24 protein-coding genes are annotated in these 23,537 nt (G+C 48.1%); 23 read left to right on the top strand and 1 reads right to left on the bottom strand.

Translation table 11 applies throughout. The features are described 5' to 3' along the window. Positions 1–161: 161 nt before the first annotated feature. The 23 genes from yfmF (at position 162) to ACFSUC_RS00165 (ending at position 22,672) form a co-directional block, all read left to right on the top strand. Positions 162–1,436, top strand: a complete 1,275-nt coding sequence (gene yfmF, locus ACFSUC_RS00275) for an EF-P 5-aminopentanol modification-associated protein YfmF (protein WP_379927640.1) — start codon at positions 162–164, stop codon at positions 1,434–1,436. Next, a complete protein-coding gene (yfmH, locus tag ACFSUC_RS00270; RefSeq protein ID WP_379927386.1) occupies positions 1,417–2,709 on the top strand; it encodes an EF-P 5-aminopentanol modification-associated protein YfmH in 1,293 nt (430 codons plus the stop codon). The genes yfmF and yfmH overlap by 20 nt, the downstream gene beginning before the upstream one ends. Then, the gene (gene ymfI, locus ACFSUC_RS00265; protein WP_379927385.1) at positions 2,706–3,455 is read left to right on the top strand and encodes an elongation factor P 5-aminopentanone reductase; all 750 of its coding nucleotides are present in this window, start codon (positions 2,706–2,708) and stop codon (positions 3,453–3,455) included. Before yfmH ends, ymfI begins: the two co-directional genes overlap by 4 nt. A gap of 76 nt (positions 3,456–3,531) precedes the next feature. Beyond that, a complete protein-coding gene (locus tag ACFSUC_RS00260) occupies positions 3,532–3,783 on the top strand; it encodes a DUF3243 domain-containing protein (RefSeq protein WP_379927384.1) in 252 nt (83 codons plus the stop codon). Positions 3,784–4,073: 290 nt separating this feature from the next. Then, the gene (locus ACFSUC_RS00255; protein ID WP_379927383.1) at positions 4,074–4,838 is read left to right on the top strand and encodes a DUF3388 domain-containing protein; all 765 of its coding nucleotides are present in this window, start codon (positions 4,074–4,076) and stop codon (positions 4,836–4,838) included. 51 nt (positions 4,839–4,889) lie between these two features. Then, positions 4,890–5,759, top strand: coding sequence for a helix-turn-helix domain-containing protein (locus ACFSUC_RS00250; RefSeq protein WP_379927382.1), 870 nt, complete (start codon positions 4,890–4,892; stop codon positions 5,757–5,759). A 65-nt stretch (positions 5,760–5,824) separates the two neighbouring features. After that, positions 5,825–5,989, top strand: a complete 165-nt coding sequence (locus ACFSUC_RS00245; RefSeq protein ID WP_379927381.1) for a hypothetical protein — start codon at positions 5,825–5,827, stop codon at positions 5,987–5,989. A 220-nt stretch (positions 5,990–6,209) separates the two neighbouring features. Beyond that, positions 6,210–6,701 (top strand): YajQ family cyclic di-GMP-binding protein, encoded by a 492-nt coding sequence (locus ACFSUC_RS00240; RefSeq protein WP_379927380.1) that lies wholly within the window; start codon positions 6,210–6,212, stop codon positions 6,699–6,701. 106 nt (positions 6,702–6,807) lie between these two features. Next, on the top strand, positions 6,808–8,142 hold the full coding sequence (gene rimO / locus ACFSUC_RS00235) for a 30S ribosomal protein S12 methylthiotransferase RimO (protein WP_379927379.1): 1,335 nt from the start codon (positions 6,808–6,810) through the stop codon (positions 8,140–8,142). Continuing rightward, positions 8,139–8,711 (top strand): CDP-diacylglycerol--glycerol-3-phosphate 3-phosphatidyltransferase, encoded by a 573-nt coding sequence (gene pgsA / locus ACFSUC_RS00230; RefSeq protein WP_379927378.1) that lies wholly within the window; start codon positions 8,139–8,141, stop codon positions 8,709–8,711. The genes rimO and pgsA overlap by 4 nt, the downstream gene beginning before the upstream one ends. 192 nt (positions 8,712–8,903) lie before the next feature. After that, positions 8,904–10,175 (top strand): competence/damage-inducible protein A, encoded by a 1,272-nt coding sequence (locus tag ACFSUC_RS00225; RefSeq protein ID WP_379927377.1) that lies wholly within the window; start codon positions 8,904–8,906, stop codon positions 10,173–10,175. Between the two features lie 280 nt (positions 10,176–10,455). After that, positions 10,456–11,517 carry a recombinase RecA gene (recA, locus tag ACFSUC_RS00220; RefSeq protein WP_379927376.1) on the top strand — a complete coding sequence of 354 codons (1,062 nt, stop codon included), beginning with the start codon at positions 10,456–10,458 and terminating at the stop codon, positions 11,515–11,517. A 104-nt stretch (positions 11,518–11,621) separates the two neighbouring features. Further along, positions 11,622–12,281, top strand: coding sequence for a regulatory protein RecX (locus ACFSUC_RS00215; RefSeq protein WP_379927375.1), 660 nt, complete (start codon positions 11,622–11,624; stop codon positions 12,279–12,281). A gap of 270 nt (positions 12,282–12,551) precedes the next feature. Further along, the gene (rny, locus tag ACFSUC_RS00210) at positions 12,552–14,096 is read left to right on the top strand and encodes a ribonuclease Y (RefSeq protein ID WP_379927374.1); all 1,545 of its coding nucleotides are present in this window, start codon (positions 12,552–12,554) and stop codon (positions 14,094–14,096) included. Between the two features lie 93 nt (positions 14,097–14,189). Further along, a complete protein-coding gene (locus ACFSUC_RS00205) occupies positions 14,190–14,984 on the top strand; it encodes a TIGR00282 family metallophosphoesterase (protein ID WP_379927639.1) in 795 nt (264 codons plus the stop codon). 112 nt (positions 14,985–15,096) lie between these two features. Continuing rightward, positions 15,097–15,357 (top strand): stage V sporulation protein S, encoded by a 261-nt coding sequence (locus tag ACFSUC_RS00200; protein ID WP_162034705.1) that lies wholly within the window; start codon positions 15,097–15,099, stop codon positions 15,355–15,357. A 107-nt stretch (positions 15,358–15,464) separates the two neighbouring features. Continuing rightward, on the top strand, positions 15,465–16,403 hold the full coding sequence (locus ACFSUC_RS00195) for a dipeptidase (RefSeq protein WP_379927373.1): 939 nt from the start codon (positions 15,465–15,467) through the stop codon (positions 16,401–16,403). Positions 16,404–16,694: 291 nt separating this feature from the next. Next, complete coding sequence (locus ACFSUC_RS00190; RefSeq protein WP_379927372.1) at positions 16,695–18,440, top strand: 2-oxoacid:acceptor oxidoreductase subunit alpha; 1,746 nt, start codon at positions 16,695–16,697, stop codon at positions 18,438–18,440. Beyond that, positions 18,427–19,293: a 2-oxoacid:ferredoxin oxidoreductase subunit beta gene (locus tag ACFSUC_RS00185; protein ID WP_379927371.1), complete on the top strand. Its 867-nt coding sequence runs from the start codon at positions 18,427–18,429 to the stop codon at positions 19,291–19,293. The genes ACFSUC_RS00190 and ACFSUC_RS00185 overlap by 14 nt, the downstream gene beginning before the upstream one ends. Positions 19,294–19,416: 123 nt before the next feature. After that, complete coding sequence (gene pduL, locus ACFSUC_RS00180; protein WP_379927370.1) at positions 19,417–19,986, top strand: phosphate propanoyltransferase; 570 nt, start codon at positions 19,417–19,419, stop codon at positions 19,984–19,986. Positions 19,987–20,149: 163 nt separating this feature from the next. Next, on the top strand, positions 20,150–21,625 hold the full coding sequence (gene miaB / locus ACFSUC_RS00175) for a tRNA (N6-isopentenyl adenosine(37)-C2)-methylthiotransferase MiaB (RefSeq protein WP_379927369.1): 1,476 nt from the start codon (positions 20,150–20,152) through the stop codon (positions 21,623–21,625). Positions 21,626–21,675: 50 nt separating this feature from the next. Further along, on the top strand, positions 21,676–22,119 hold the full coding sequence (locus ACFSUC_RS00170) for a RicAFT regulatory complex protein RicA family protein (RefSeq protein ID WP_379927368.1): 444 nt from the start codon (positions 21,676–21,678) through the stop codon (positions 22,117–22,119). 49 nt (positions 22,120–22,168) lie between these two features. Further along, positions 22,169–22,672: a CYTH domain-containing protein gene (locus ACFSUC_RS00165; protein ID WP_379927367.1), complete on the top strand. Its 504-nt coding sequence runs from the start codon at positions 22,169–22,171 to the stop codon at positions 22,670–22,672. Here the strand turns inward: ACFSUC_RS00165 and ACFSUC_RS00160 are convergent, their stop codons facing one another. After that, a complete protein-coding gene (locus tag ACFSUC_RS00160) occupies positions 22,673–23,521 on the bottom strand; it encodes a polysaccharide deacetylase family protein (protein WP_379927366.1) in 849 nt (282 codons plus the stop codon). Positions 23,522–23,537 lie beyond the last annotated feature (16 nt).

Here is a 23,537-nt window from a genome sequence, read left to right as displayed (position 1 = left end):
TTTTTATCCGCATACCGTTAAACGGGTTTGGCAAAGGAGGGATGAAAATTGGATTGAACTCGTAAAATAAGGTAGAATGACGGTGAAAGGTAAAAAGTGACAGAATCATAAAGGAGGCTACCCCTTTGAGCGAGTCCTTTCAAAGAACATCGGTAAAAGGCATGAATGTGCATGTATGGCCAACCGATCGCTTTAAGACATTTTCCATCTCGGTATATATCGGTACGAAGCTAGATGAAGAACACGTAACCAAAACCGCGTTGTTGCCCTTCGTCATGAGAAGAGGGACGCAATCGTACCCGCAAACGAAACAGTTTAGAGAACGGCTGGATGAATTGTACGGAGCCGGTTTTGGTTTCGATATTTATAAAAGAGGCGATTATCAGATCGTGCAGTTTAAAATGGATACGATTCATCCGCAATTCGTTCCTTCGGAGCAGCAAGACCTGCTTGCAGCGTCGATATCTTTTCTCGGCGAAGCCTTGACCAGGCCGCTCATTGAAAATGGTTCCTTTCGTGAGAGCTATGTAGAAGCCGAAAAAAACACGCTAAAAAACCGCATCCAGTCTATGATCAATGACAAAATTCGTTATGCGGCAGAACGTTGCACGGAAGAATTGTGCAAGGATGAACCTTACCGGCTGCATCCGCTCGGACAGCTCTCACAGATTGAGGCGCTGACGTCTGCCGAGCTGTATACCTATTACAAGCAGTGGATCGAACAATCCATGATCGATATTTATGTGGTGGGCGACACCAGGCTGGAAGAAGTAACCGCCCATCTGGAGAACAGCTTTGACCTGTCGCATCGGAATGAGGAGGTTCGCTCCTATTTGCCAGCGGAACCCGTTCTCTCCAACCAGCCGATCCGGACTGTCGTCGATGAGCTGGAAGTCGGGCAAGGGAAGCTGAATCTCGGTTTGCGCTCTGCGATTACATTTGCCCATCCTTCCTATCCGGTCATGCTGATGTATAACGGCATCCTGGGGGCATATCCGCATTCCAAGCTGTTTGTCAATGTCAGAGAGAAGGCCAGTCTTGCTTATTATGCAGCCTCCCGCTACGAAGGACATAAAGGTATATTGACGATTCAGAGCGGCATTGAAATCGATCAGTTTGAAAAGGCTGTGGATATTATCAAGCAGCAGTTGCAATGGATGAAGGATGGCGACATTTCGGAACTGGAACTGAATCAAACCAAAGCGATGATCATGAACCAGTTGCGTGAGCTGAATGACTCCTCCTTCGAAATGATGGCATTTGATTTTAATGGCATCCTTTCCGGCAAGCATCGCAGTCAGGAAGAGCTGATCGGGCAAATCAACCGCATTCAAAAGACCGACATTCAACAGATTGCCGACCAGCTTCAGCTGGAACTCATCTATTTCTTGCGAAATCGAAAGGAGGCCGCTGCACATGCAAGTGAAACATTATGATCTCATTCAGGAAAAGCTGTATGTGGAAACGTTGGCCAATGGCTTGACGGTCTATGTACTTCCCAAGAAAGGGTTTCAAAAAACGTATGCCACCTTCGCCACCCGATATGGCTCGATTGATCGTGATTTCCAGGTAGAAGGGAAGGAGCGGGTTCAGGTTCCGGATGGTATTGCCCATTTTCTGGAGCATAAAATGTTTGAAGAGCCAAAGGGGGATGTCTTCGCACAGTTTGCCTCACAGGGTGCTTCTGCCAATGCCTTTACCAGCTTTGATCGTACCGTCTACTTGTTTTCTTCCACCAACGAGGTGTTCAGCAATATCGAAACGCTGCTCAATTTTGTTCAAAATCCCTACTTTACAGACGAAAATGTGGAAAAGGAGAAAGGGATTATCGGGCAGGAAATCAATATGTATCAGGACAATCCAGATTGGCGGGTCTATTTTGGGCTCATCGGTGCGATGTATCAGAAGCATCCGGTCTATATTGACATTGCCGGTACGATTCCGTCGATTACGGCCATCACCAAGGAAATGCTGTATGAATGCTACCGTACCTTCTATCATCCGACCAATATGGCTTTGTTTGTAGTGGGCGCAGTAGACCCCGAGGAAGTCATGCTGCTCGTGCGCGATAATCAAAACAAGAAAACCTTTGGCGAACAAGGCAAAATTGCGCGCTTCTATCCAGATGAGCCACTGGACGTTCGGGAAAAAATGAGGAAAACGAAACTGCCCGTATCCATGCCTAAATGTCTGATCGGTTTCAAAGAAAATCAAACGGCTAAAGGTCGCGAGCTTCACATCAAGGACATTCAGATGCGGATTGTGATGGATGTTCTGTTCAGCTCCAGTTCGGATCTTTATCAAAAGCTGTATGAAGAGAAGATCATTACCGACCAGTTCGGGAGCGAGTATCGTTCTCATCCTGACTATGCCTTCTCTATCATTGGCGGTGATACCCCGGATGCCGACCTACTCGTCAAACGTTTGAAGGAAGAGATTGAATCGGTGCTTCGTGAAGGCATACGAGAAGCCGACTTTGAACGGAGCAGAAGGAAAAAAATCGGGGGTTACTTGCGGATGCTAAACGCTCCGGAATCGATCGCCAATCAGTTCACGGATTACGCCTTTAAAGGGATGGATTTCTTCGATACGCTCACCATTTATGAAGAACTCCAGCTGGAGCAAGTGAATGCTTGTATGCGCGCGCATTTCGACTGGGATCAGATGGCGATATCCATTGTGGAGAGCGAGGCCGTTTCAACCTCATGAACAAGCCGCTCCACGAATATACGGTGCTCATCACGGGTGCGAGCCGCGGAATCGGTGCCGCCATTGCCGAGCGTTTTGCGCAAGTGGGCATGAATATTGTCATTCATTACCGTTCTTCCCACGAGGCCGCCAACGAAGTGGCCCGTTCATGCCTTTCCCTGGGCAGCCAGGTGTTGACCGTCTCGGCGGACATCAGTCAGAAGCAGGAGATTGAGAAGATGAGGGAAAAGCTGGAAGGGCATGACATGCTACCTGATATTCTCATTAACAATGCAGGCATTTCGCATTACGGCTTATTCCAGGATATTTCAGAAGAGGCATGGGATCAGGTGATGAATGTCAATCTGAAAGGACTCTTTTTGTGTACACAGGCCTTCTTGCCGGAGATGATTCGCAAAAAATGGGGAAGAATCATCAATATCTCCTCGGTTTGGGGACAGTCGGGTGCTTCCTGTGAAGCGGCTTATGCAGCCACCAAAGGCGGGATCAATGCCCTGACGAAGTCACTGGCCAAGGAGCTGGCTCCATCCCATATTACGGTGAACGCTATTGCCCCAGGAGTGGTGGATACCGAAATGATGAACCATCTTGATCATGGTGAGAAACAGGCGCTTCAATCGGAGATTCCGGCTGGCCGTTTCGCCCAACCGAATGAAATCGCCTCTCTGGCTTACTTTCTCTCCTTGCCGGAATCGAGTTACATTACGGGGCAGATCATCAGTCCAAACGGGGGCTGGGTGACATAGCCAGTGTATATTTCACTTGCCACGGACAAATATTAATACTGTTCATCGAATGATTACCATAAAGGGAGTGACAGCGATGTCTACGGTATTGGATGTCTTTGACAAGTGGAAGGAATTCCTTGCTGATCGAGTGAATGCCGCGCAGAAGCTGGGTATGAGCGATGAGATGATCTCAAAGCTGGCGTATGAGATCGGACAGTTCCTCGATGAGAAAGTCGATCCGAAAAATGATCAGGAACGTTTGCTGAAAGAGCTGTGGGATGTTGCTTCAGAGGAAGAACGAAAAACGATGGCTCGTTTAATGGTGAAACTCGTCGATAAAAGCTAGGATTCGACAGATTCTCCTGTCCTGCAGGAAGGATGAAGCCCGCGAAAGTCATCCAACGGGATGAACACGTATGGACTGCCCGACTTTCGCGGGCTTTTGTTATGTTATTTGATTTTCTTGCAAAAAGGAAGGGCCTGCTAGCAGGAATCGATTTCAGCTTGTAGAATACAAAATTGTAGGCGTTTTAATACACAACCGATCTTTTTCGACATCCTGCGCAATATCGCGCGCGGGGGCCGAGGGGTCCGAGGAGTCACTTAATCTTTGTAATTAAATGAGGTGTATCACATATGGAAGCAAAGCAATGGTACATGGAATATAAAATACATAAAAATCGTCCCGGATTATTGGGGGATATTGCTTCCTTGATGGGGATGCTGGAAATTAACATTCTGACCATTAACGGGGTTGAAGATCGTACGCGCGGCATGTTGCTGCAAACAGAAGATGACGAGAAGATCGAGATCATGGGTCGAATGCTTAACAAAGTAGACAATATAACCATGACCAAGCTTCGGGCTCCCAAATTGGTGGATATCCTGGCAGTCAGGCATGGCCGGTATATCGAACGCGATTCCGATGACAAGAAGACGTTTCGCTTTACCCGGGAGGAATTGGGATTGCTGGTGGACTTCTTGGGCGAAGTATTCAAGAGAGAGGGCAATCAGGTCATCGGTCTTCGAGGCATGCCAAGGGTTGGAAAAACAGAGAGCATCATCGCGGGCAGTGTCTGTGCCAACAAACGCTGGACCTTTCTGTCCTCGACCCTGCTGCGGCAAACCGTACGCAGCATGATGTCCGATGAGGAATTGAATCCGGAGAACGTATTTATTATCGATGGCATTGTGAGTACGATCCGCTCTAACGAAAAGCATTATCAGCTGCTGCATGAAATTATGGAGATGCCATCCACCAAAGTCATCGAGCATCCGGACATTTTTGTGCGTGAATCCGAATTTGATTATGATTGCTTTGATTATATTGTAGAACTGCGTACCGAGCCTGACGAAGTGATTGACTATGAGTCTATCACCTCTAATATTGAAGGGATCTAAAGGAATGTAATCTGGCCATGCACGCCATGCTGCAACAGGAGGTGAGACGAATTGTCTGAGCTGGGTGAAATTTTAAAACGTGCCCGAATGGAAAAGCAATTGACACTGGAAGAACTTCAGGAACAAACGAAAATTAGAAAAACATACCTGCAAGCGATTGAGGAAGGGAATTACAAAGTTCTGCCCGGGAATTTTTATGTGCGGGCATTTATAAAAAGTTATGCGGAAGCGGTCGGTCTGGACCCTGCGGAAGTGATGAATCATTACAAAAATGTGATTCCCCACACGCAGATCGAAACGAAAGTAGAGCCGCCACGCAAGCGGAGCCGCAAGCTGTCCAATACAGATAAAATTGCGAAATGGGCTTCCTCCTTCTTACTGTTATCTTTTGTGGTCCTTATTATTTTTGTCATTTACATCTTTGTCATCAATCAGGACGACAGTACGAACAACAGCTTGATGGATCCGACCAGACTGACCAATGAGGAGCAGAACCTCAGTGAGAATGAGCAGGAGGAACCCGTTCCTGCGGAAAAACCGGAGCCGGAGCCACAGCCTGAACCTGAACCGGAACCGGAAGTACAGGTGTCGTATGTGGGTACGGACAGCACGACCAACATTTATACGGTGAATCACGCGGATGAGTTTTCGGTGGAATTTGAAGCGTCAAACGGGCAATGCTGGATACAGATTCGCGAAGTGAACGGAAGTGGCAAGGTTCTCAAGGAGAAAACCTATGCGAAAGGTGAGCAGGATACGCTAACTTCGAAAGAACCGATCTGGATTCGATTCGGGAATCCGAGTGCGGTCCAGATCAAGGTGAACGGGAAGCTGTTGGAAGAAGAGCAACTGAAAGAAAGCAGTCCGCGCAATATCCAGTTGAATCTGTCGAACGGTAAAAAAGCAGAGCTGGCTGAATAATCTTCGCAAGGCTGGGCATCTTAAGCTTAGTAAGCTTGGATCAAACAGCAAAGCGAGGGAAGAAGATGACCATTAGTTGGATTGTAACCGGCTTAGGTGTAGTCGTTAGCTTGCTCGGTTGGTATTTAACTCCAGATGCTTGGGGTTACGGGATCTTCGGATTTGGTCTTGCTCATATTGTGTTGGGAATTCTGGATATGTTCCGGGACCCTGCCAGAGGCAGAACCTGACGCGAATATCGTTTCAGATTTGTAAGGATGAACGAATGATGGATGAAGGTACACATAGAGGGGACGTGATCGAATGACAAGATTCGGTCGCGTCTCTTCTTTTCCATGTGTATGGAGAATGTATGAGCTTGCCAGCTGGCGTATTTCTTTCCTGTCCTGATCTTGTTATAATAGAAAGGGTCAGCAGACGAGCATATGAATGAAAGGGGACAATTACATAATGGCATCTGAATCTTCATTTGATATTGTCAGTCAAGTCGATATGCAAGAATTGAACAATGCGGTTCAACAGGCACAGCGAGAAATTGAAACGCGTTTTGACTTTAAAGGTTCCAAAAGCTCTATTCAGGTAGAGGATGACATGCTTGTCGTCGTTTCCGACGATGAATACAAGCTGGATAGTGTGCTGGATATCCTCAAATCCAAAATGGTAAAGCGTGGGGTCGCGATCCGAAACCTGCAATATGGAAAAATTGAACCGGCTGCTTCTGCTACGGTCAGACAGCGCATCAGCCTCATTCAGGGAATCGATCAGGCCCATGCCAAAAAAATCAACACCCTGATCAAGGATGCCAAGTTGAAAGTAAAAAGTCAGATACAGGGCGATCAGATTCGGGTCAGCGGAAAAAGCCGGGATGATCTTCAGCAGGTTATTTCCTTGCTCAGAGAAGCCGATCTGCCGCTGGATCTTCAGTTTGTCAATTATCGTTAAATGTTCTTTGACTCCCATTAGCGCTTGTATTATACTTTGAAAAGAGTTTTGATGTGAACAATGACGTCAATAGATAGAAGCAACATTTAATGGGGGAACACATACCATGTCTGAAAAAGTAAAAGTGGTAACATTAGGCTGTGAAAAAAATCTCGTCGATTCAGAGATCATGGCTGGCCTGATTGATGCGCGTGGCTACGGACTTGTCCAGGAATCGGAAGAAGCGACGATTATTATTGTCAATACATGCGGATTTATTGATGCGGCAAAAGAGGAATCGGTCAATACCATTCTGGAGCTTGCCGACCTTAAAGAGACAGCTAATTTGAAGGCGTTAATCGTCTCGGGTTGTCTCACACAGCGATACAAGGAACAACTGCTTGAGGAAATGCCGGAAATTGACGGGATTGTCGGTACAGGTGATTTTCATAATATTAACGAGATCATCGACAAGGCACTGGCAGGAAGCAAGCCAGTATATGTAGGCAATCCGATCTTCAACTATGAACAGGCTTTGCCACGCAAAGTCACAACTCCGCGCTATACGGCATATGTCAAAATTGCGGAAGGCTGTGACAATGCTTGTACGTTCTGCAGCATTCCGATTATGCGCGGCCAGTTCCGCTCTCGCTCCATGGAGTCTATCGTGGCTGAAGTCGAACAGCTTGCCAGTCAAGGGGTTAAAGAAGTAAGCCTGATTGCGCAGGACTCGACCAATTATGGAACCGATCTGTATGACGGCTTCATGCTGCCGACTTTGCTGAACAAGGTAAGCGAAGTAGCCGGTATTGAATGGGTGCGTCTGCACTATGCCTATCCGGGATTCTTCACGGAGGAACTGATCGAGACCATCGCTACAAATGACAAGATATGCAAATATATTGATATGCCTTTGCAGCATAGCGAGGATGCTATTCTTAAGCGCATGCGCCGTCCGGGCAGACAAAGAGATGCCCGGGAATTGATTAACAAAATCCGGGCACGCATTCCTCAGGTGTCGCTGCGGACTTCCCTCATTGTGGGATTCCCGGGAGAAACCGAAGAGGAATTCGAGCGTCTGTGCGAATTTGTGCGCGAAATGAAATTTGATCGACTTGGCGTTTTCACGTATTCCAATGAGGAGGACACGCCAGCTACCCGTTTGCCAGATCATGTGGATGATGAGCTGAAGGAATGGCGGGCCAACACTTTGATGGAAATTCAGCGTGAAGTTTCGCAGCAGGCCAATACCCGCTTCGTGGGACATGAGCTGGATGTGCTGATTGAACGATATGACGGGCGCAATGATGTTTATATTGGCCGCAGTATGTACGACGCGCCAGAGATTGATGGCGAAGTATTTGTCAAGGATCGTATTCAAACACTGGAGATTGGTCGCGTGCATAAAGTAAAGATTACACATGCTTATGAATACGACCTATCCGGGGAGGGAATTGCATGAACCTAGCCAATCGAATTACTTTGGCGAGGATTTTTCTAGTCCCGATTATCATGTTTTTCTTATTGGTTAATCTCGATTTTGAACCGATCGTAGTCGGTGACTTCACGATTACCTATAACCAGATTATTGCGACATTGATCTTCATTATCGCCGCCAGTACGGATGGTCTGGACGGATATATCGCCCGCAAGCGAAAAATGGTATCGAATCTTGGCAAACTGCTGGACCCACTTGCAGACAAGTTGCTTATTGCTGCAGTATTAATCTCGCTGGTGGATATGGCGAAGCTGGATGCCTGGATTGCCGTGGTGATTATCAGCCGCGAATTTGCCGTCACCGGGTTGAGGCAGATTGCCTTGCTCGAAGGCACCGTCGTAGCAGCGAGTAAATGGGGAAAATGGAAGACAGCGATTCAAATTACGGCTATTATCGTGCTGCTTTTGAACAATTTTCCGTTTACGTTTATTGACGTGCCGTTTGATTTGATCGCCAGCTGGGCGATGGCGCTGATTACGATTTATTCGGGTATCGATTATTTTGTGAAAAACAAACAGTTGCTGAATTTTTAATTCAATTGTCTCAATGCCACAGGACTTATATATGATAAATGGGCGTGCGCTGCTTTGGCATGTACCAAGGAAGAAGGGAGAAAGGTGATCCGGCGGGATCACCTTTCTCCTGTATGGAACGCTAGTTTGAGCGGCATCTGAAATTATTTATCTGAGATGCCACTTTCATCTCAAGCAGGAGAGCGCAGAGGAGTGAGTGGAGAAGTGAAGAAAGCCGAAATTATTGCGGTCGGCACGGAGCTGCTGATGGGACAGATCGTGAACACCAATGCTCAGTATTTATCCTTAAAACTGGCGGAAATCGGTGTGGACGTCCTGTATCATACGGTAGTGGGAGATAATGCAGCACGTTTGAAAGCCGTACTGGAGCAAGCCTCCCGTCGCGCTGACCTTATCGTATTGACCGGTGGACTGGGCCCTACTGAAGACGACTTGACCCGTGACCTTACCGCTGAATTTTTGGAGAGGTCTTTGGAGATGGAAGAGCATGCTTTTAATCAAATCTCCCGTTTCTTCTCAAAGCGAAATATCGTGATGACGGAAAACAATCGCAAGCAAGCACTGTACATATCCGGTGCAACGCCTCTTCCCAATGCGGTCGGGATGGCGGTCGGATCGGCAATTAGACAAGACGGCACGGCCTACTTGCTGCTACCCGGCCCACCACGCGAGCTGAAGCCGATGTATGAGACTTATGCCAAACCATGGATTGAAAAACACCTCGATCAGCGAAGCACTTTGTATTCCAAGATGCTGAAGTTTGCGGGAATTGGGGAATCGAAGTTGGCTGCTGAACTTGACGATCTGATTCAAGAGCAAAGTGATCCTACACTAGCTCCTTATGCCAAGGAAGGTGAGGTTACACTCCGAATCAGTACGAAGGCAACGCAAGAAGAGGCTGCCTTTGCCAAAATGGAACCGGTCATCGAAGAAATCCGGCGCCGGATTGGCACCTATCTGTACGCAGAGACCGAACAAAGTCTGGAGCAGTATCTGATCGCCCGTTTTCAGGCAACGGGCCAGACACTTGCCGTCGCCGAGAGCTGTACCGGTGGCTTGCTGAGCGAGCGGCTGACCAGCTCCCCAGGCAGTTCCTCTGTCTTTCTGGGCGGAATGGTCAGTTATACTAATCAGGCCAAACAGCAGCAGCTGGGTGTTCAGGAGGAGCTGCTGAGCGGTCCCCATGCAGTCGGCGCGATTAGCCGGGAGGCGGCTTCGCAAATGGCAACAGGAGCGGCAGACGCTTTTCACGCGGATTACGCCATCTCGGTAACAGGGGTGGCAGGCCCGGAAGAATCAGAGGGGAAACCGGTCGGACAGGTGTATATCGGCGTTGTCAAGCGGGGAGAAGAGCCAAAGGTCTTCGAAGAACTGATTCACGGAAATCGGGATCTGATTCGCCTGAGAGCCGTCAAGAAAGCCCTGTTTCATTTGTGGAAAAGTGTGCAGGAGCACGGTGACTGATCATGGACCGATCCCGGTTTAGCAGAGGAAAGGAAAGTCTGTGCCGGGCTTGTCAGGTGATGGTCTGTTCGTGTATAATACAAGTAACGGAAGAACCGCAGTAAAACTTTTGCTGCGGTTTTATTACGAGCTTCTGATCGAATGTATGTTCGGTAGCGAATGGACGTTCGCTAAATGGGGCGGAAAAAAACGATCATATGTTCGCAAAAAATGCTTGGCTTTTGACATCAAAGCAGTTATCATAAGAATATCATATAATCTATTAAAGGAAGTGATTGCGTTGACAGATCGTCGTGCAGCGTTGGATATGGCATTGCGCCAGATTGAGAAACAGTTTGGAAAAGGTTCCATCATGAAATTGGGAGAAACAGCCGGGGCGCAGGTGGAGACGGTTTCATCCGGTTCCATCGCCCTTGATATTGCCTTGGGAGTAGGCGGTTTTCCGCGCGGAAGAATTATCGAGGTCTATGGTCCGGAGTCTTCTGGTAAGACCACCGTTTCCCTGCATGCCATTGCAGAAGTGCAGAGAAAGGGTGGACAAGCCGCCTTTATCGATGCCGAGCATGCCCTTGATCCGGTGTATGCAAGCAAACTCGGCGTCAATATCGATGAATTGCTGTTGTCTCAGCCAGATACCGGTGAGCAGGCACTGGAAATTGCGGAAGCGCTCGTGCGAAGCGGAGCGGTGGATATTATCGTCATTGACTCGGTTGCTGCTCTAGTGCCGAAAGCAGAGATTGAAGGCGAAATGGGAGATTCCCACGTAGGTCTGCAAGCCAGATTGATGTCCCAGGCATTGCGCAAGCTGTCCGGTGCCATCAGCAAATCGAAAACGATCGCCATCTTCATCAACCAGCTTCGGGAAAAGGTGGGCGTGATGTTCGGAAATCCGGAAACGACGCCTGGGGGACGGGCATTGAAGTTCTACTCCTCCGTTCGTCTGGACGTTCGCCGTATCGAATCGATCAAGCAAGGTAATGACCTCGTTGGTAACCGTACCCGTATCAAGGTCGTCAAAAATAAAGTCGCGCCGCCATTCAAGCAGGCAGAAGTCGATATCATGTATGGAGAAGGGATCTCCAGAGAAGGAAGCATCATTGATATTGCGACTGAACAGGATATCGTAAACAAAAGCGGAGCCTGGTATTCGTATGAAGGTGAGCGATTGGGACAAGGCCGCGAAAATGCGAAGCAGTTCCTCAAGGATCATACAGACATTGCTGAAGAGATTGAGAAGAAAATTCGTGAAGCATCTGCCCTGACCCTTTCTCCTCCTTCCAAGCAAGAGGTCAGCAAAGACGAGGAAACAGAAGAAGAAATGCTGCTCGCGATGGAGGAATAGGGCGAAGCCTAGCTCTATCTTGGCGGTTTATCTCATCTAGTCAGTTTCAGGCGCACCCTCTAGCGGGTGCGCTTTTCAACGTTTGAGAGCAGGAGGTGGAAACGGTGAACGACAACTTGACCGGCGTCATCAGCGGTATCGAACCGCACCAAAAAAACAAGCACCGGTATCACATTTACATACGAGGGCAATATGCTTTCTCGGTACATGAGGATATCGTCGTCAAATATCGTTTGGTTCAGGGGCGGGAAGTGGATCAGACACTGTATCAATTGCTGTGTGTGGAGGAAGAGCGTCATCTGGCCTATGCGAAGGCGGTCCGTTTTCTCGGTCACCGCAGACGTACCGAATATGAGATGAGACAGAAGCTGGAAAATGACGGTATCGAGCGGGCACATATCGAACATGCAGTGAAAACGTTGAGACAGCAAGGATACCTTGACGATGCGCAGTTTGCCAGACAATTCGCTTCGGACAAGCTGCGTCTTCAGAAAAAAGGGGCAAAGTGGATCGAATACGCTCTGAAGCGAAAGGGAATCGCAGAGGAGATGATCCAGTCCGCGATGAATGAGCTTCCCCGCAACGAGGAAATGGAAGCCGCATACAAGCTTGCACAGAAAAAATGGAAACAGCTGGACGGAAAGCCCTTGCCAGAGCGGAAACAGAAGACGATGGGCTATGTCATGCGAAGAGGCTTTCCAAGTTCCGTAACTAGAGAAGTGATCGACAAGCTGATGACAGATGAAGATCACGAGGAAAGGTGAACCGAAGCAGGATAGCAACCATAAAAAAGGTTGTCGAAGTCTGACATATACTTCCTGACTTGCTTGACAAAAAACTTTTACAAAAGCTACAATAAGTGATGTGTACATCTTACACAAAAACGGATTAATTTCTTACCTTCATTAAATGAAATTAATTCAATGAACCTATTCGCCGGGTTTACAAATGTAAATGAATCGAATGTGAAACGGATTAAAAAAACCATATGACTCCCCAAGCAAGCCTTGGAGAATCAACAAGGAGGTGAAAACGTGGGACAAACGATCCTCTGGGTGTTGATCATTCTCGTTGTTGGTGTTTTATGCTTAGGGATTGGTTATTTTATCCGCAAATCTCTTGCTGAAGCGAAAATCTCCAGTGCAGAAGAAGCCGCCGATCAGATCGTTGAAAACGGGAAGAAAGAAGCGGAGGCACTGAAGAAAGAGACAGTATTGGAAGCGAAGGACGAAGTCCACAAACTCCGAACTGAAGCTGAAAAAGACATTCGTGAACGTCGAGTTGAAGTTCAACGACTAGAAAGACGATTGTTGCAAAAAGAGGAATCGCTGGATAAAAAATTAGAATCTTTAGAGCGTAAAGAGGAAAAACTAGTCAACAAGGAAAAGAGAATTGAAGAAACCCAAGAGAAAATTGATGAAATCGTAGCACAGCAATCCACTGAGTTGGAGCGTATTTCCGGTTTGACCATGGAGGATGCCAAGAAAATGATCCTCCACAATGTGGAACAGGAAATCAAGCATGAAACCGCTCAAATGATTAAGGATATCGAGCACCAAGCAAAGAGCGAGGCGGATAAGAAAGCAAAGGAAATTATTACGCTCGCTGTACAGCGTTGTGCTGCTGACCATGTCGCAGAAACGACGGTTTCAGTGGTATCCCTTCCGAATGAAGAGATGAAGGGACGGATCATTGGTCGAGAAGGCCGTAATATCCGTGCATTGGAGACCTTGACAGGGATTGATCTCATTATTGATGATACGCCTGAAGCGGTTATCCTTTCTGGTTTTGATCCCATTCGCCGTGAGATTGCCCGCAATGCGCTTGAGAAGTTGGTCGCGGATGGTCGTATCCATCCTGCGCGCATCGAGGAAATGGTGGAGAAATCCAGAAAAGAAGTGGATGAGCGAATTCGTGAGTATGGAGAGCAAGCCACGTTTGAGGTTGGGGTTCATGGATTACATCCTGACCTGATCAAAATCCTGGGTCGCTTAAAGTTCCGGACGAGCTATGGACAAAATGTATTGAAACATTCGATGGAAGTTGCCTATCTGACAGGCCTGATGGCAGGTGAGTTAGGCGAGGATGTGACTTTGGCGAAACGGGCAGGATTACTACACGACATCGGAAAAGCCCTGGACCATGAAGTTGAAGGTTCTCACGTGGAGATCGGGGTCGAGATCGGCAAGAAGTACAAAGAGCATCCGGTCGTGATCAACAGTATTGCATCCCATCATGGCGATTGTGAGGCTACATCGGTGATTGCCATGCTGGTTGGGGCAGCGGATGCATTGTCTGCTGCAAGACCCGGAGCACGCAGGGAGACGCTGGAAACGTATATCAAGCGTTTGGAAAAGCTTGAAGAAATTTCAGAGTCCTTTGATGGTGTTGAAAAATCATATGCGATTCAGGCAGGACGTGAAGTACGTGTTATGGTTCAGCCAGAACGCATTGACGACGCCGAATCGTTCCGATTGGCGCGTGATATTACGAAGCGGATTGAAAGTGAACTGGATTATCCAGGCCATATTCGTGTCACCGTTATTCGGGAAACGCGCGCGGTGGAGTACGCAAAATAAAACATCAACAGGGATGGACGAAGAGTGGCTGGCGAGGTCGCTTTTCGTCCATTCTATGTTCAGAACCCTATTCAGAGAAGGGAGCACATCATTATTAAAGTTGTATTTGTTGGGGATGTTGTTGGATCGGTTGGCAGAAAAGCATTGAAGAACATCTTGCCTTATATTAAAAAAACACAAAACCCGGATTTCCTGATCGTCAACGGGGAGAATGCAGCGGGTGGGAAAGGCATCACACCGGAAATCGCCAAGGAGATCTATGACTTGGGCGCTCACGGCATTACGCTCGGCAATCACAGCTGGGACAAGCGAGAGATATTTGAATATATTGATGAGGACAAACGAATGATACGACCGGCGAACTTTCCATTGGGAACGCCAGGTAAAGGATATACGATTTTAAAGAATGGCAGCAAGGAGCTGGCTATCGTCAATGTACAGGGGAGAACGTTCCTGCCTCCACTGGATTGTCCATTCGCTAAAATGGATCAGATTGTCCATGAGCTTCCGAATCGCATTAAGCATATCTTTGTGGACTTTCATGCAGAAGCCACATCTGAAAAGATCGCCATGGGCTGGCATTTGGATGGCAAGGTATCTGCTGTCGTCGGAACCCATACCCATGTGCAGACCCATGACGAGCAAATTTTGCCGCAGGGGACCGCGTATGTCACCGATGTGGGCATGGTAGGTTCACGCGAGGGTGTGCTTGGAATGGAACGGGAAGCCGTTCTTCGCAAGTTTATGACCCAGTTGCCGGTGCGGTTTGTATCAGACAGCGGAAAATGGCAGTTCCACGGCATCAGTTTGGAGCTGGATGACGCGACAGGCAAAGCGAAGAAAATAAAACTGCTTCGTCATTTTGAAGACGAAGTACGTTTCGAATAATGACAGGGCAATGGCGAGGAAATGCGAGAAAGCGAGAGAAGGAATTATTTTAATGCCTCCCGAATACATATAGTACTGGAATCACTCATCATTCCTGAGGAGGTACGTTTCGATGGAGGTATTAAAAGTTTCAGCAAAATCCAACCCAAATTCCGTAGCAGGTGCACTAGCAGGCGTCTTAAGAGAACGTGGTTCAGCAGAACTGCAGGCAATCGGGGCAGGCGCTCTCAATCAGGCTATCAAGGCTGTCGCGATCGCACGGGGGTTTGTTGCACCAAGCGGAGTGGACCTCATCTGTATTCCAGCTTTCACAGATATTGTGATTGACGGTGAAGATCGTACGGCGATCAAGTTGATCGTGGAACCTAGATAAATGAGTATAACGCAAAAATCACCTGTTTACAGACCGTATGACGTAGACAGGTTTTTTTTGTGTATTTTTTTATTCGTACTTCAAAAAAGGAAAGGTGAGATGATCGGATGCCTGTGATGGATATGCATTGCGACGTCCTGATGAAACTTGCACGCAATCAGGAGATTCATTTCAAGTCTTCCCCTATGCTGGATGTGGCACTGGACCGGATGTGGATGGACCCCTGGTCTTTCCAGTGCTTTGCTATTTTTCTGCCCTCAGAGCAAAAGGATGCAGATATTCGGGATGTGCTGCGCATGATTCATTTGTTTCGCACCGAAATTGCAGCTCAACCTGAGGTGACCTGGATTCGCACCAGACAGGATGCAGCCAATCTCACCAGCCGTCAAGGGCTCGGTGCGATGCTGTCGATCGAAGGTCTAGATGCCTTGCACGGGGACCTGGAGTGGCTGTATACGTTGTATGCACTAGGGGTAAGAGCAGCCGGCTTCACCTGGAACCATGCCAATTGGGCTGCCGACGGCATTATGGAACCAAGAGGAGGAGGCCTGACCGAGAAAGGCAGAGAGCTGGTGCAAGTATGCAATGAAATCGGCATCCTCATCGACGTATCTCACTTGAGCGTAAAGGCTTTTTGGGATGTGATGGCCCTCAGCAGCCGACCCGTCATGGCCTCTCATTCTAACGTAAAGTCACGTTGTGCTCATCCCCGCAACCTCGATGATGATCAGATCCAGGCGCTGATTGAACAGGATGGGCGTCTTGGATTAAGCTTTGTGCCTTATTTCCTGAGGGACAACGGTGAAGCCGACATGAAGGATATTCTGAAGCATGTGGAAGCCGTCCTTCTTTTGGGTGGAGAGGAGCAGCTCTGCTTCGGTTCAGATTTTGACGGAATCGAGCAATGGACGATTGGGATGGAGCATATTGGGCGATACCCCTATTTAAGGGAATCCATGTTAGCTGAATTTGGAGAGCGGATCACCGAGAATATACTATGGCGAAACATGCATCGGTTCCTTCAAACCGAGCTGCCATCAGAGTAAGCGCAAGTTGAAAGCGCGATCAATCTCAATTTAATATGAATACCATCTAAAAATACTATGTTTTAAATCACGCTCAAGTCTTGTATTTTTCACAGTATCGTCATAATATGAATTGAGGCAAAACAATCCTTGTCTTTCCGCCAGGTCCATGAATCTGGGGAAGATTGAACATAATGATTGAAGTAGAACGATTTGCATATATGAGCTCTTTCAATCCCTTTTCATATGAACTTCTTTCATGCTCAATTGTCTGGATGCCTGTTACTGATCAATTAAAGGAGTGGACGTGTCGTGATTAGCCAACTATCGTGGAAGATCGGTGGACAACAAGGGGAAGGACTTGAAAGTACGGACCGTATTTTCTCTACCGCCCTCAATCGCTTGGGATATTATTTATATGGATATCGTCACTTTTCCTCACGGATCAAGGGAGGACATACGAATAACAAGATCCGCATCAGCACGAAACCGATTCGGGCCATCTCGGATGACCTGGATATTCTCGTAGCCTTTGACCAGGAGACGATTGATCTGAATGCCCATGAGCTCCGCCCGAACGGCGTGATCATCGGGGATGCCAAATTCAACCCGACTGTACCGGACGATCTCAACGTGCGTTTGTTTGCTGTGCCGTTTACCGCGATTGCGGAAGAGCTTGGCACCTCGTTGATGAAGAACATGGTGGCGACCGGCGCATCCATAGCGTTGCTCGGATTGTCTGCAGATGAAGTCAAGAAAGTGGTCGAGGAAGAATTCGGTCGCAAGGGTGCCGCGGTAGTGGAGAAGAATATCGAGGCGGTTAATCAGGGATACCAGTATATTACGGATCATGCCGACACACTGGACGATTTGAAGCTGGAAGATGCGGATGGCCAACAGCGTCTGTTCATGATCGGCAACGATGCGATTGCGCTTGGCGCACTGACTGGTGGATGTCGCTTCATGCCAGCATATCCGATCACGCCTGCTTCAGAAATTATGGAATATTTGATCAAGCGACTGCCGAAATTCGGCGGTACGGTGATCCAGACAGAAGATGAGATTGCAGCGGTAACGATGGCTATTGGGGCGAATTACGGTGGGGTCAGAGCGATGACCGCATCCGCAGGCCCGGGACTTTCCCTGATGATGGAAGCAATTGGCCTTGCAGGAATTACCGAAACGCCGGTGGTCATTGTCGATACGCAGCGCGGAGGACCAAGTACTGGTCTGCCAACCAAACAGGAACAGTCTGATTTGAACGCGATGGTGTATGGCACGCACGGTGAGATTCCGAAGATTGTAATCGCGCCAAGCACGATTGAGGAATGTTTCTATGATGGTATCGAAGCCTTCAACCTGGCGGAGAAGCATCAATGTCCGGTTATTCTCATGACGGATCTGCAGCTTTCCCTCGGAAAGCAGACGGCAGAGAATCTGTCCTTTGAACGATTGCAGATCGAGCGAGGCAAGCTGCTGCAAGAAGCAGAGCCGGGAGAGGCTGATCAATTGTTCAAGCGCTATGCATTTACCGAGGATGGTATCTCTCCACGCGTCATTCCAGGCATGAAGAACGGTATTCACCATGTTACGGGCGTTGAACATGATCAGGAAGGACGTCCTTCTGAGAATCCGGTCAACCGCGTGAAAATGATGGATAAGCGGATGAAGAAGTTGGAGAGCCTGCAAGTGACGGATGCCGTCAAGGTTGATGGCAAGCATGAAGAACCAGACGTCTTGATCATTGGGATGGGATCAACAGGTGGTACGATTGATGAAGCAAGAACTCGACTGGAAGCGGATGGCATGACCACGAACCATGCGACCGTGCGTCTCATTCACCCGTTCCCGACTTCCCACATTCAATCGTATATTGAAAAGGCTAAAAAAGTCGTCGTCATTGAAAATAACCAGACCGGACAGCTGGCAGCACAAATCAAGCTGCATGTCGGTCATGCAAATAAGATTCAAAGCGTTCTGAAATACGATGGGAATCCATTCCTGCCAGCAGAAATTTATCAAAGAGTGAAGGGGTTGAGTGAACATGGCAACATTTAAGGACTTCCGCAACAAGGTAAAACCCAACTGGTGCCCCGGATGCGGTGACTTTTCCATTCAGGCCGCCATTCAGCGAGCTTCTGCCAATGTAGGACTGGAACCTGAGGATCTGGCCGTCGTATCAGGGATCGGATGTTCAGGCCGGATTTCCGGTTATATTCATGCGTACGGATTCCATGGCATTCATGGGCGTGCACTGCCAATCGCACAAGGTCTGAAAATGGCCAATCGCGAATTGACTGTCATCGCGTCCGGTGGAGACGGAGACGGATTCGCCATCGGGATGGGACACACCATTCATGCCATACGCCGCAATATGAATATTACGTATATCGTTATGGACAATCAGATTTACGGATTGACCAAGGGGCAAACTTCCCCGCGAAGCAGCTTCGGCTTCAAAACCAAAAGTACGCCGGAAGGTTCTGTGGAAGATGCACTGTCTCCATTGGAATTGGCGCTGGCAGCAGGCGCGACTTTCGTCGCCCAGTCCTTCTCCAGCAACCTGAAGCAGCTGACACATTTGATTGAGGAAGGCATCAAGCATGAAGGTTTCTCCTTCATCAACGTCTTCAGTCCGTGTGTCACCTTCAACAAGATCAATACGTATGACTGGTTCAAGGAAAATATTGTGGATCTGGATGAGGATGATCAGTACAACGCGGCGAATCGTACGTTGGCCATGGCCAAAATCATGGAGACGAACAGTCTCGCTTGCGGCTTGATCTATCAAGACAAAAATAAAAGATCCTACGAAAATATGGTGGCGGGCTTCGATCAGCAAGGTCTCTCGAAGCAGAATCTCACCTTGTCACAGCAAGAATTTGACCAATTGGTGGCTGAATTTAGATAAAATCGTGAAAGGCATGCAGACTTGCGCTGTATGCCTTTCTTCTGCTCTTGATTACCGTTATAATAAGTGGGGTATGATGAAGGTAATCGTGTAATTGACCCAAAAGGAAGGAATGACCGTAACATGAAGGAAGTACCTGTAGGCGTTTCAGCACGCCACATTCATTTGTCAGAAGAGCACATCGAAAAGCTGTTTGGAGAAGGCTATCAGCTAACGGTGTTGAAGGATTTGTCCCAACCGCGCCAGTTTGCAGCAAATGAAACGGTAGAAGTTCGGGGCAGCAAAGGAAGTTTCCCTAAAGTTAGAATCCTGGGCCCGGCCCGCAAGCATACACAATTGGAGGTTTCTCGAACGGATGCATTTCAGATTGGGGTAAAGCCTCCGGTTCGTGAATCTGGTGATATTGCCGGGACGCCGGGCATTACCATAGTAGGTCCTGCCGGAGAAGTGGAACTGGAGGAGGGCGTAATTGTAGCAGCCCGCCACATTCATTTTCATACGAAGGAAGCGAGTGAGTGGGGCATTACGGACAAGCAAATCCTGCGTGTGCAACTGCAGGGCGAACGTCCCCTTACGTTTGACGATGTGATCGCCCGTGTATCCGACGCCTATGCGCTTGATATGCATATTGATACAGATGAAGCCAATGCAGCTGGTGTCAAGACAGGAGACAAGGCGGTTATTCTGGACTAGTTTTTCTTCCTCATACTGTCCGAACAGGAAGACCTTTTCGGTTGCCGATACGGGGCCGGGAAGGTCTTCTTTTCCATGATCATTCAGGTGCGGTTCGTGGTAACCTGCCCAAGAACATGATATAATGATACGATGAATGCGTAAGGAAAGGAGACCCATTGGTATGACGACAACCTCCGAGAAGGATTTTTCTATATATTTTCAGCCTCCATCCCTGAAAGACGCCAAAAAGCGGGGAAAAGAGGATATTAACGTACATTATTCATTTGAAATTCCGGATGAAATGATCGGATTTGGAAATGACAAAACCTATATGATTCGGACGTATGGCTGTCAGATGAATGAGCATGATACCGAGACGATGAAAGGAATACTTGAACAGCTCGGATACACCGCGACAGATGACAAGCACGAAGCAGATATGATTTTGCTGAATACGTGTGCCATTCGGGAGAATGCAGAGGACAAGGTGTTTGGTGAACTGGGTCATCTGAAGACCCTGAAGCGGGAAAACCCCAATTTGATTCTGGGCGTGTGCGGTTGTATGTCTCAGGAAGAATCTGTGGTGAACCGCATTTTACAGAAGCATGGCTTCGTCGATCTGATCTTCGGCACGCACAACATTCACAGATTGCCGCATCTGCTGAAGCAAGCCTCGTTTGAGAAGGAAATGGTGATCGAGGTATGGTCAAAGGAAGGCGATATCATCGAGAATTTGCCCAAGAAGCGGGAGGGCCTCAAGGGCTGGGTTAATATTATGTACGGTTGTGATAAATTCTGCACGTATTGCATCGTCCCATACACGCGAGGCAAGGAACGCAGTCGTTTGCCTCAGGACGTCATCAATGAAGTGCGGGAGCTGGCGCGTCAGGGCTTCAAGGAAATTACCTTGCTCGGTCAGAATGTCAATGCATACGGGAAGGATTTTGATCATATCGACTATCGTTTCGGGGATCTGATGGCAGATATCAGCAAAATTGATATTCCGAGAGTTCGCTTCACGACGTCGCATCCGAGAGATTTTGATGATCATTTGATCGAAGTGCTTGCACAGCGCGGCAATCTTGTGGAACATATCCATCTTCCGGTTCAGTCTGGCAACTCGGACATTTTAAAGAAAATGAGCCGCAAGTATTCCCGCGAGCATTACATGGTGCTTGTCGATAAATTGAAAGCAGCTATACCGGATGTCGTCCTTACCACGGATATCATCGTTGGTTTCCCGGGTGAGACAGAAGAGCAATTCGAAGACACACTGACGCTCGTACAGGAAGTGGAGTATGATGCGGCCTTCACCTTTATTTATTCCCCACGGGACGGTACGCCAGCAGCTGGCATGGAAGACAATGTACCGATGGATGTGAAGAAACAGCGTCTTCAACGCCTGAATGACCTGCTGGCAGACATCGGCTTGCGCAAAAACAAGGCGCTCGAAGGGCAGACGATGGAAGTGCTGGTGGAAGGCGTCAGCAAGAACAATCCGGACATGCTCTCAGGACGTACCCGCACGAACAAACTGATTCACTTTGCCGGACCGGCGTCACTGACTGGAGAATTCGTTCAGGTTCGCATTCAGCAGGCCAAGACCTATCTGTTGACAGGCGAGATGGTGAAGGAAGAGACGGCATCTGTTTCGTAAAATCAACAGGATCGTTTGCGATTCCGTTTAGCATAAAGGAGTGTATGAAGATGGCACAACATCATGATCATGTCGATAGCTGTAATATGGTCAAGCACCAGGTAGAGGATTTGGTGGTAAGAGAGGATATCATGGCCAAGGCGAAAGAACTGGCTAATCTGTTGACCACCTCTGAGGAAGTCCAGATTTATCAACAGGCGGAAAAGCGAATTCAGGACAATGAAAAAATTCAAAATCTGATTGTGCAAATCAAGAAAAAGCAAAAAGAAATCGTCGGGTTTGAATATTTCAAAAATGAAGACATGGTAAAAAAAATCGAAGCGGAAATGCAGGCGCTTCAGGATGAACTGGATGAGATTCCGCTCGTTCAGCAATTCCAGCAGAGCCAAAGTGATATCAACTACCTGCTGCAGCTCATCGTGCAAGTCTTAAAAGATACCCTCTCCGAACAAATTAACGTCCAGGCTGGTACAGAACCGGATCTTGAGCGCTAGGATAGCCTGACTAGATCGTGGTTCGTCAGGAAGAGAGGTGTGGGATAGGTTGAGTTTGGAAATTGAACGCAAATATCGGCTGACACAGTATCCACATGAGTGGATTGAAAATGGGACGTTGCAGGTGCTGAAAAGACAGTATATGGAGCAGACGTACCTGGCCCATACGAGAGACCAGGAAGTGCGGATTCGAAAAATATCCGATCTGAATCATTCGGAGCAGTGTGAATATACGCATACGATCAAGCAAGGATTCGGCATGACGCGAGAAGAGTTTGAATTGAAACTGCTCCCGGAGATCTATGAACAGCTTCTCGCCAGCCTCGGAAAAATTCCGTTGCAAAAAACACGCACAACCCTTGCCTGGGAAACGTACAAACTGGAAATCGACGAGTATCACCAGTATGACATGCAGGTGGTAGAGGTAGAGTTTGACAGTGTGGAGCAGGCGGAGCAATTCCAACCTCCGCCATGGTTCGGGAATGAAGTCGGCGTTGAAGAAGAATATCGCAACAAGACGATGTGGGCCAAGCTGCAAACGTCAGAAGGTTAATCAGGCGTGCGTCTCCTGCAACAGCTCCGGAATGGTTACGAACGTATAACCTTCCGCACGCAGAGACTGGATGAGCAGGGGCAAAGCCTGAATTGTTCCTTCGAGATCGGAGTTGCTGCCCCCTCCGGCATGCTGTAGAATGATGGCTCCCGGGCGAATCTGACGGAATACGTTTCGTATGACTCGATAAGCAGGAAGTCCTTTCCAGTCCATCGTATCCACATTCCAGTTTACAACTTTAAAATGATGCTCCCTGGCCCAAATCAGTTGTTTTTCAGTGATTGCGCCAAAAGGGGGCCGAATCAACGTAGGGGCTATCTGAGTAATATCGAGAATAGCCTGCTGCGTTTTTTTGATTTCCTGAGCGAATTGTGGCTCTGACAACGGGGGCAAATACGGATGATCATAGGTGTGATTGCCAATTTCATGATTTTCCATGGCGATTCGCTTTACAATCCCTTGCTGGATCACAGCCCGAAAACCGACAATAAAAAAAGTCGCCTTCACGTGATGTTCCTTGAGAATGTCCAGAATGCGTGGGGTAAATCGGTAGTCAGGCGCATCATCAAACGTCAGCGCCACTTCCTTGCGCTGGGCATTGCCGTGGAAAATAAAGACCTGCGGGTATTTCTTTCGCAACCGCTCAATATGATCCGCTTGTTCCTGTTGTTGGTGGAGGATCATCTCCTGGCTTGCAGGCGCTGATTGAATGACGGCGTAAAGCTTGTTGTGATGGAAGACCGGAGTCATGATCATTCCCGCAATGAGCAGGATTGAAAAGAGTGGTTTCCGAACCCTGATCGTGATAGAAATGATTTTGCATAGAAGGGCGATCGTGAAGCGAGGCATACCTGAATCCTCCTCT

The sequence above is a fragment of the Marinicrinis sediminis genome, from assembly GCF_042685085.1.
GTDB lineage: Bacteria > Bacillota > Bacilli > Paenibacillales > KCTC-33676 > Marinicrinis > Marinicrinis sediminis.
Note: the sequence above shows the minus strand (reverse complement) of the source record. Positions and strands in the feature narration are given on the sequence as shown.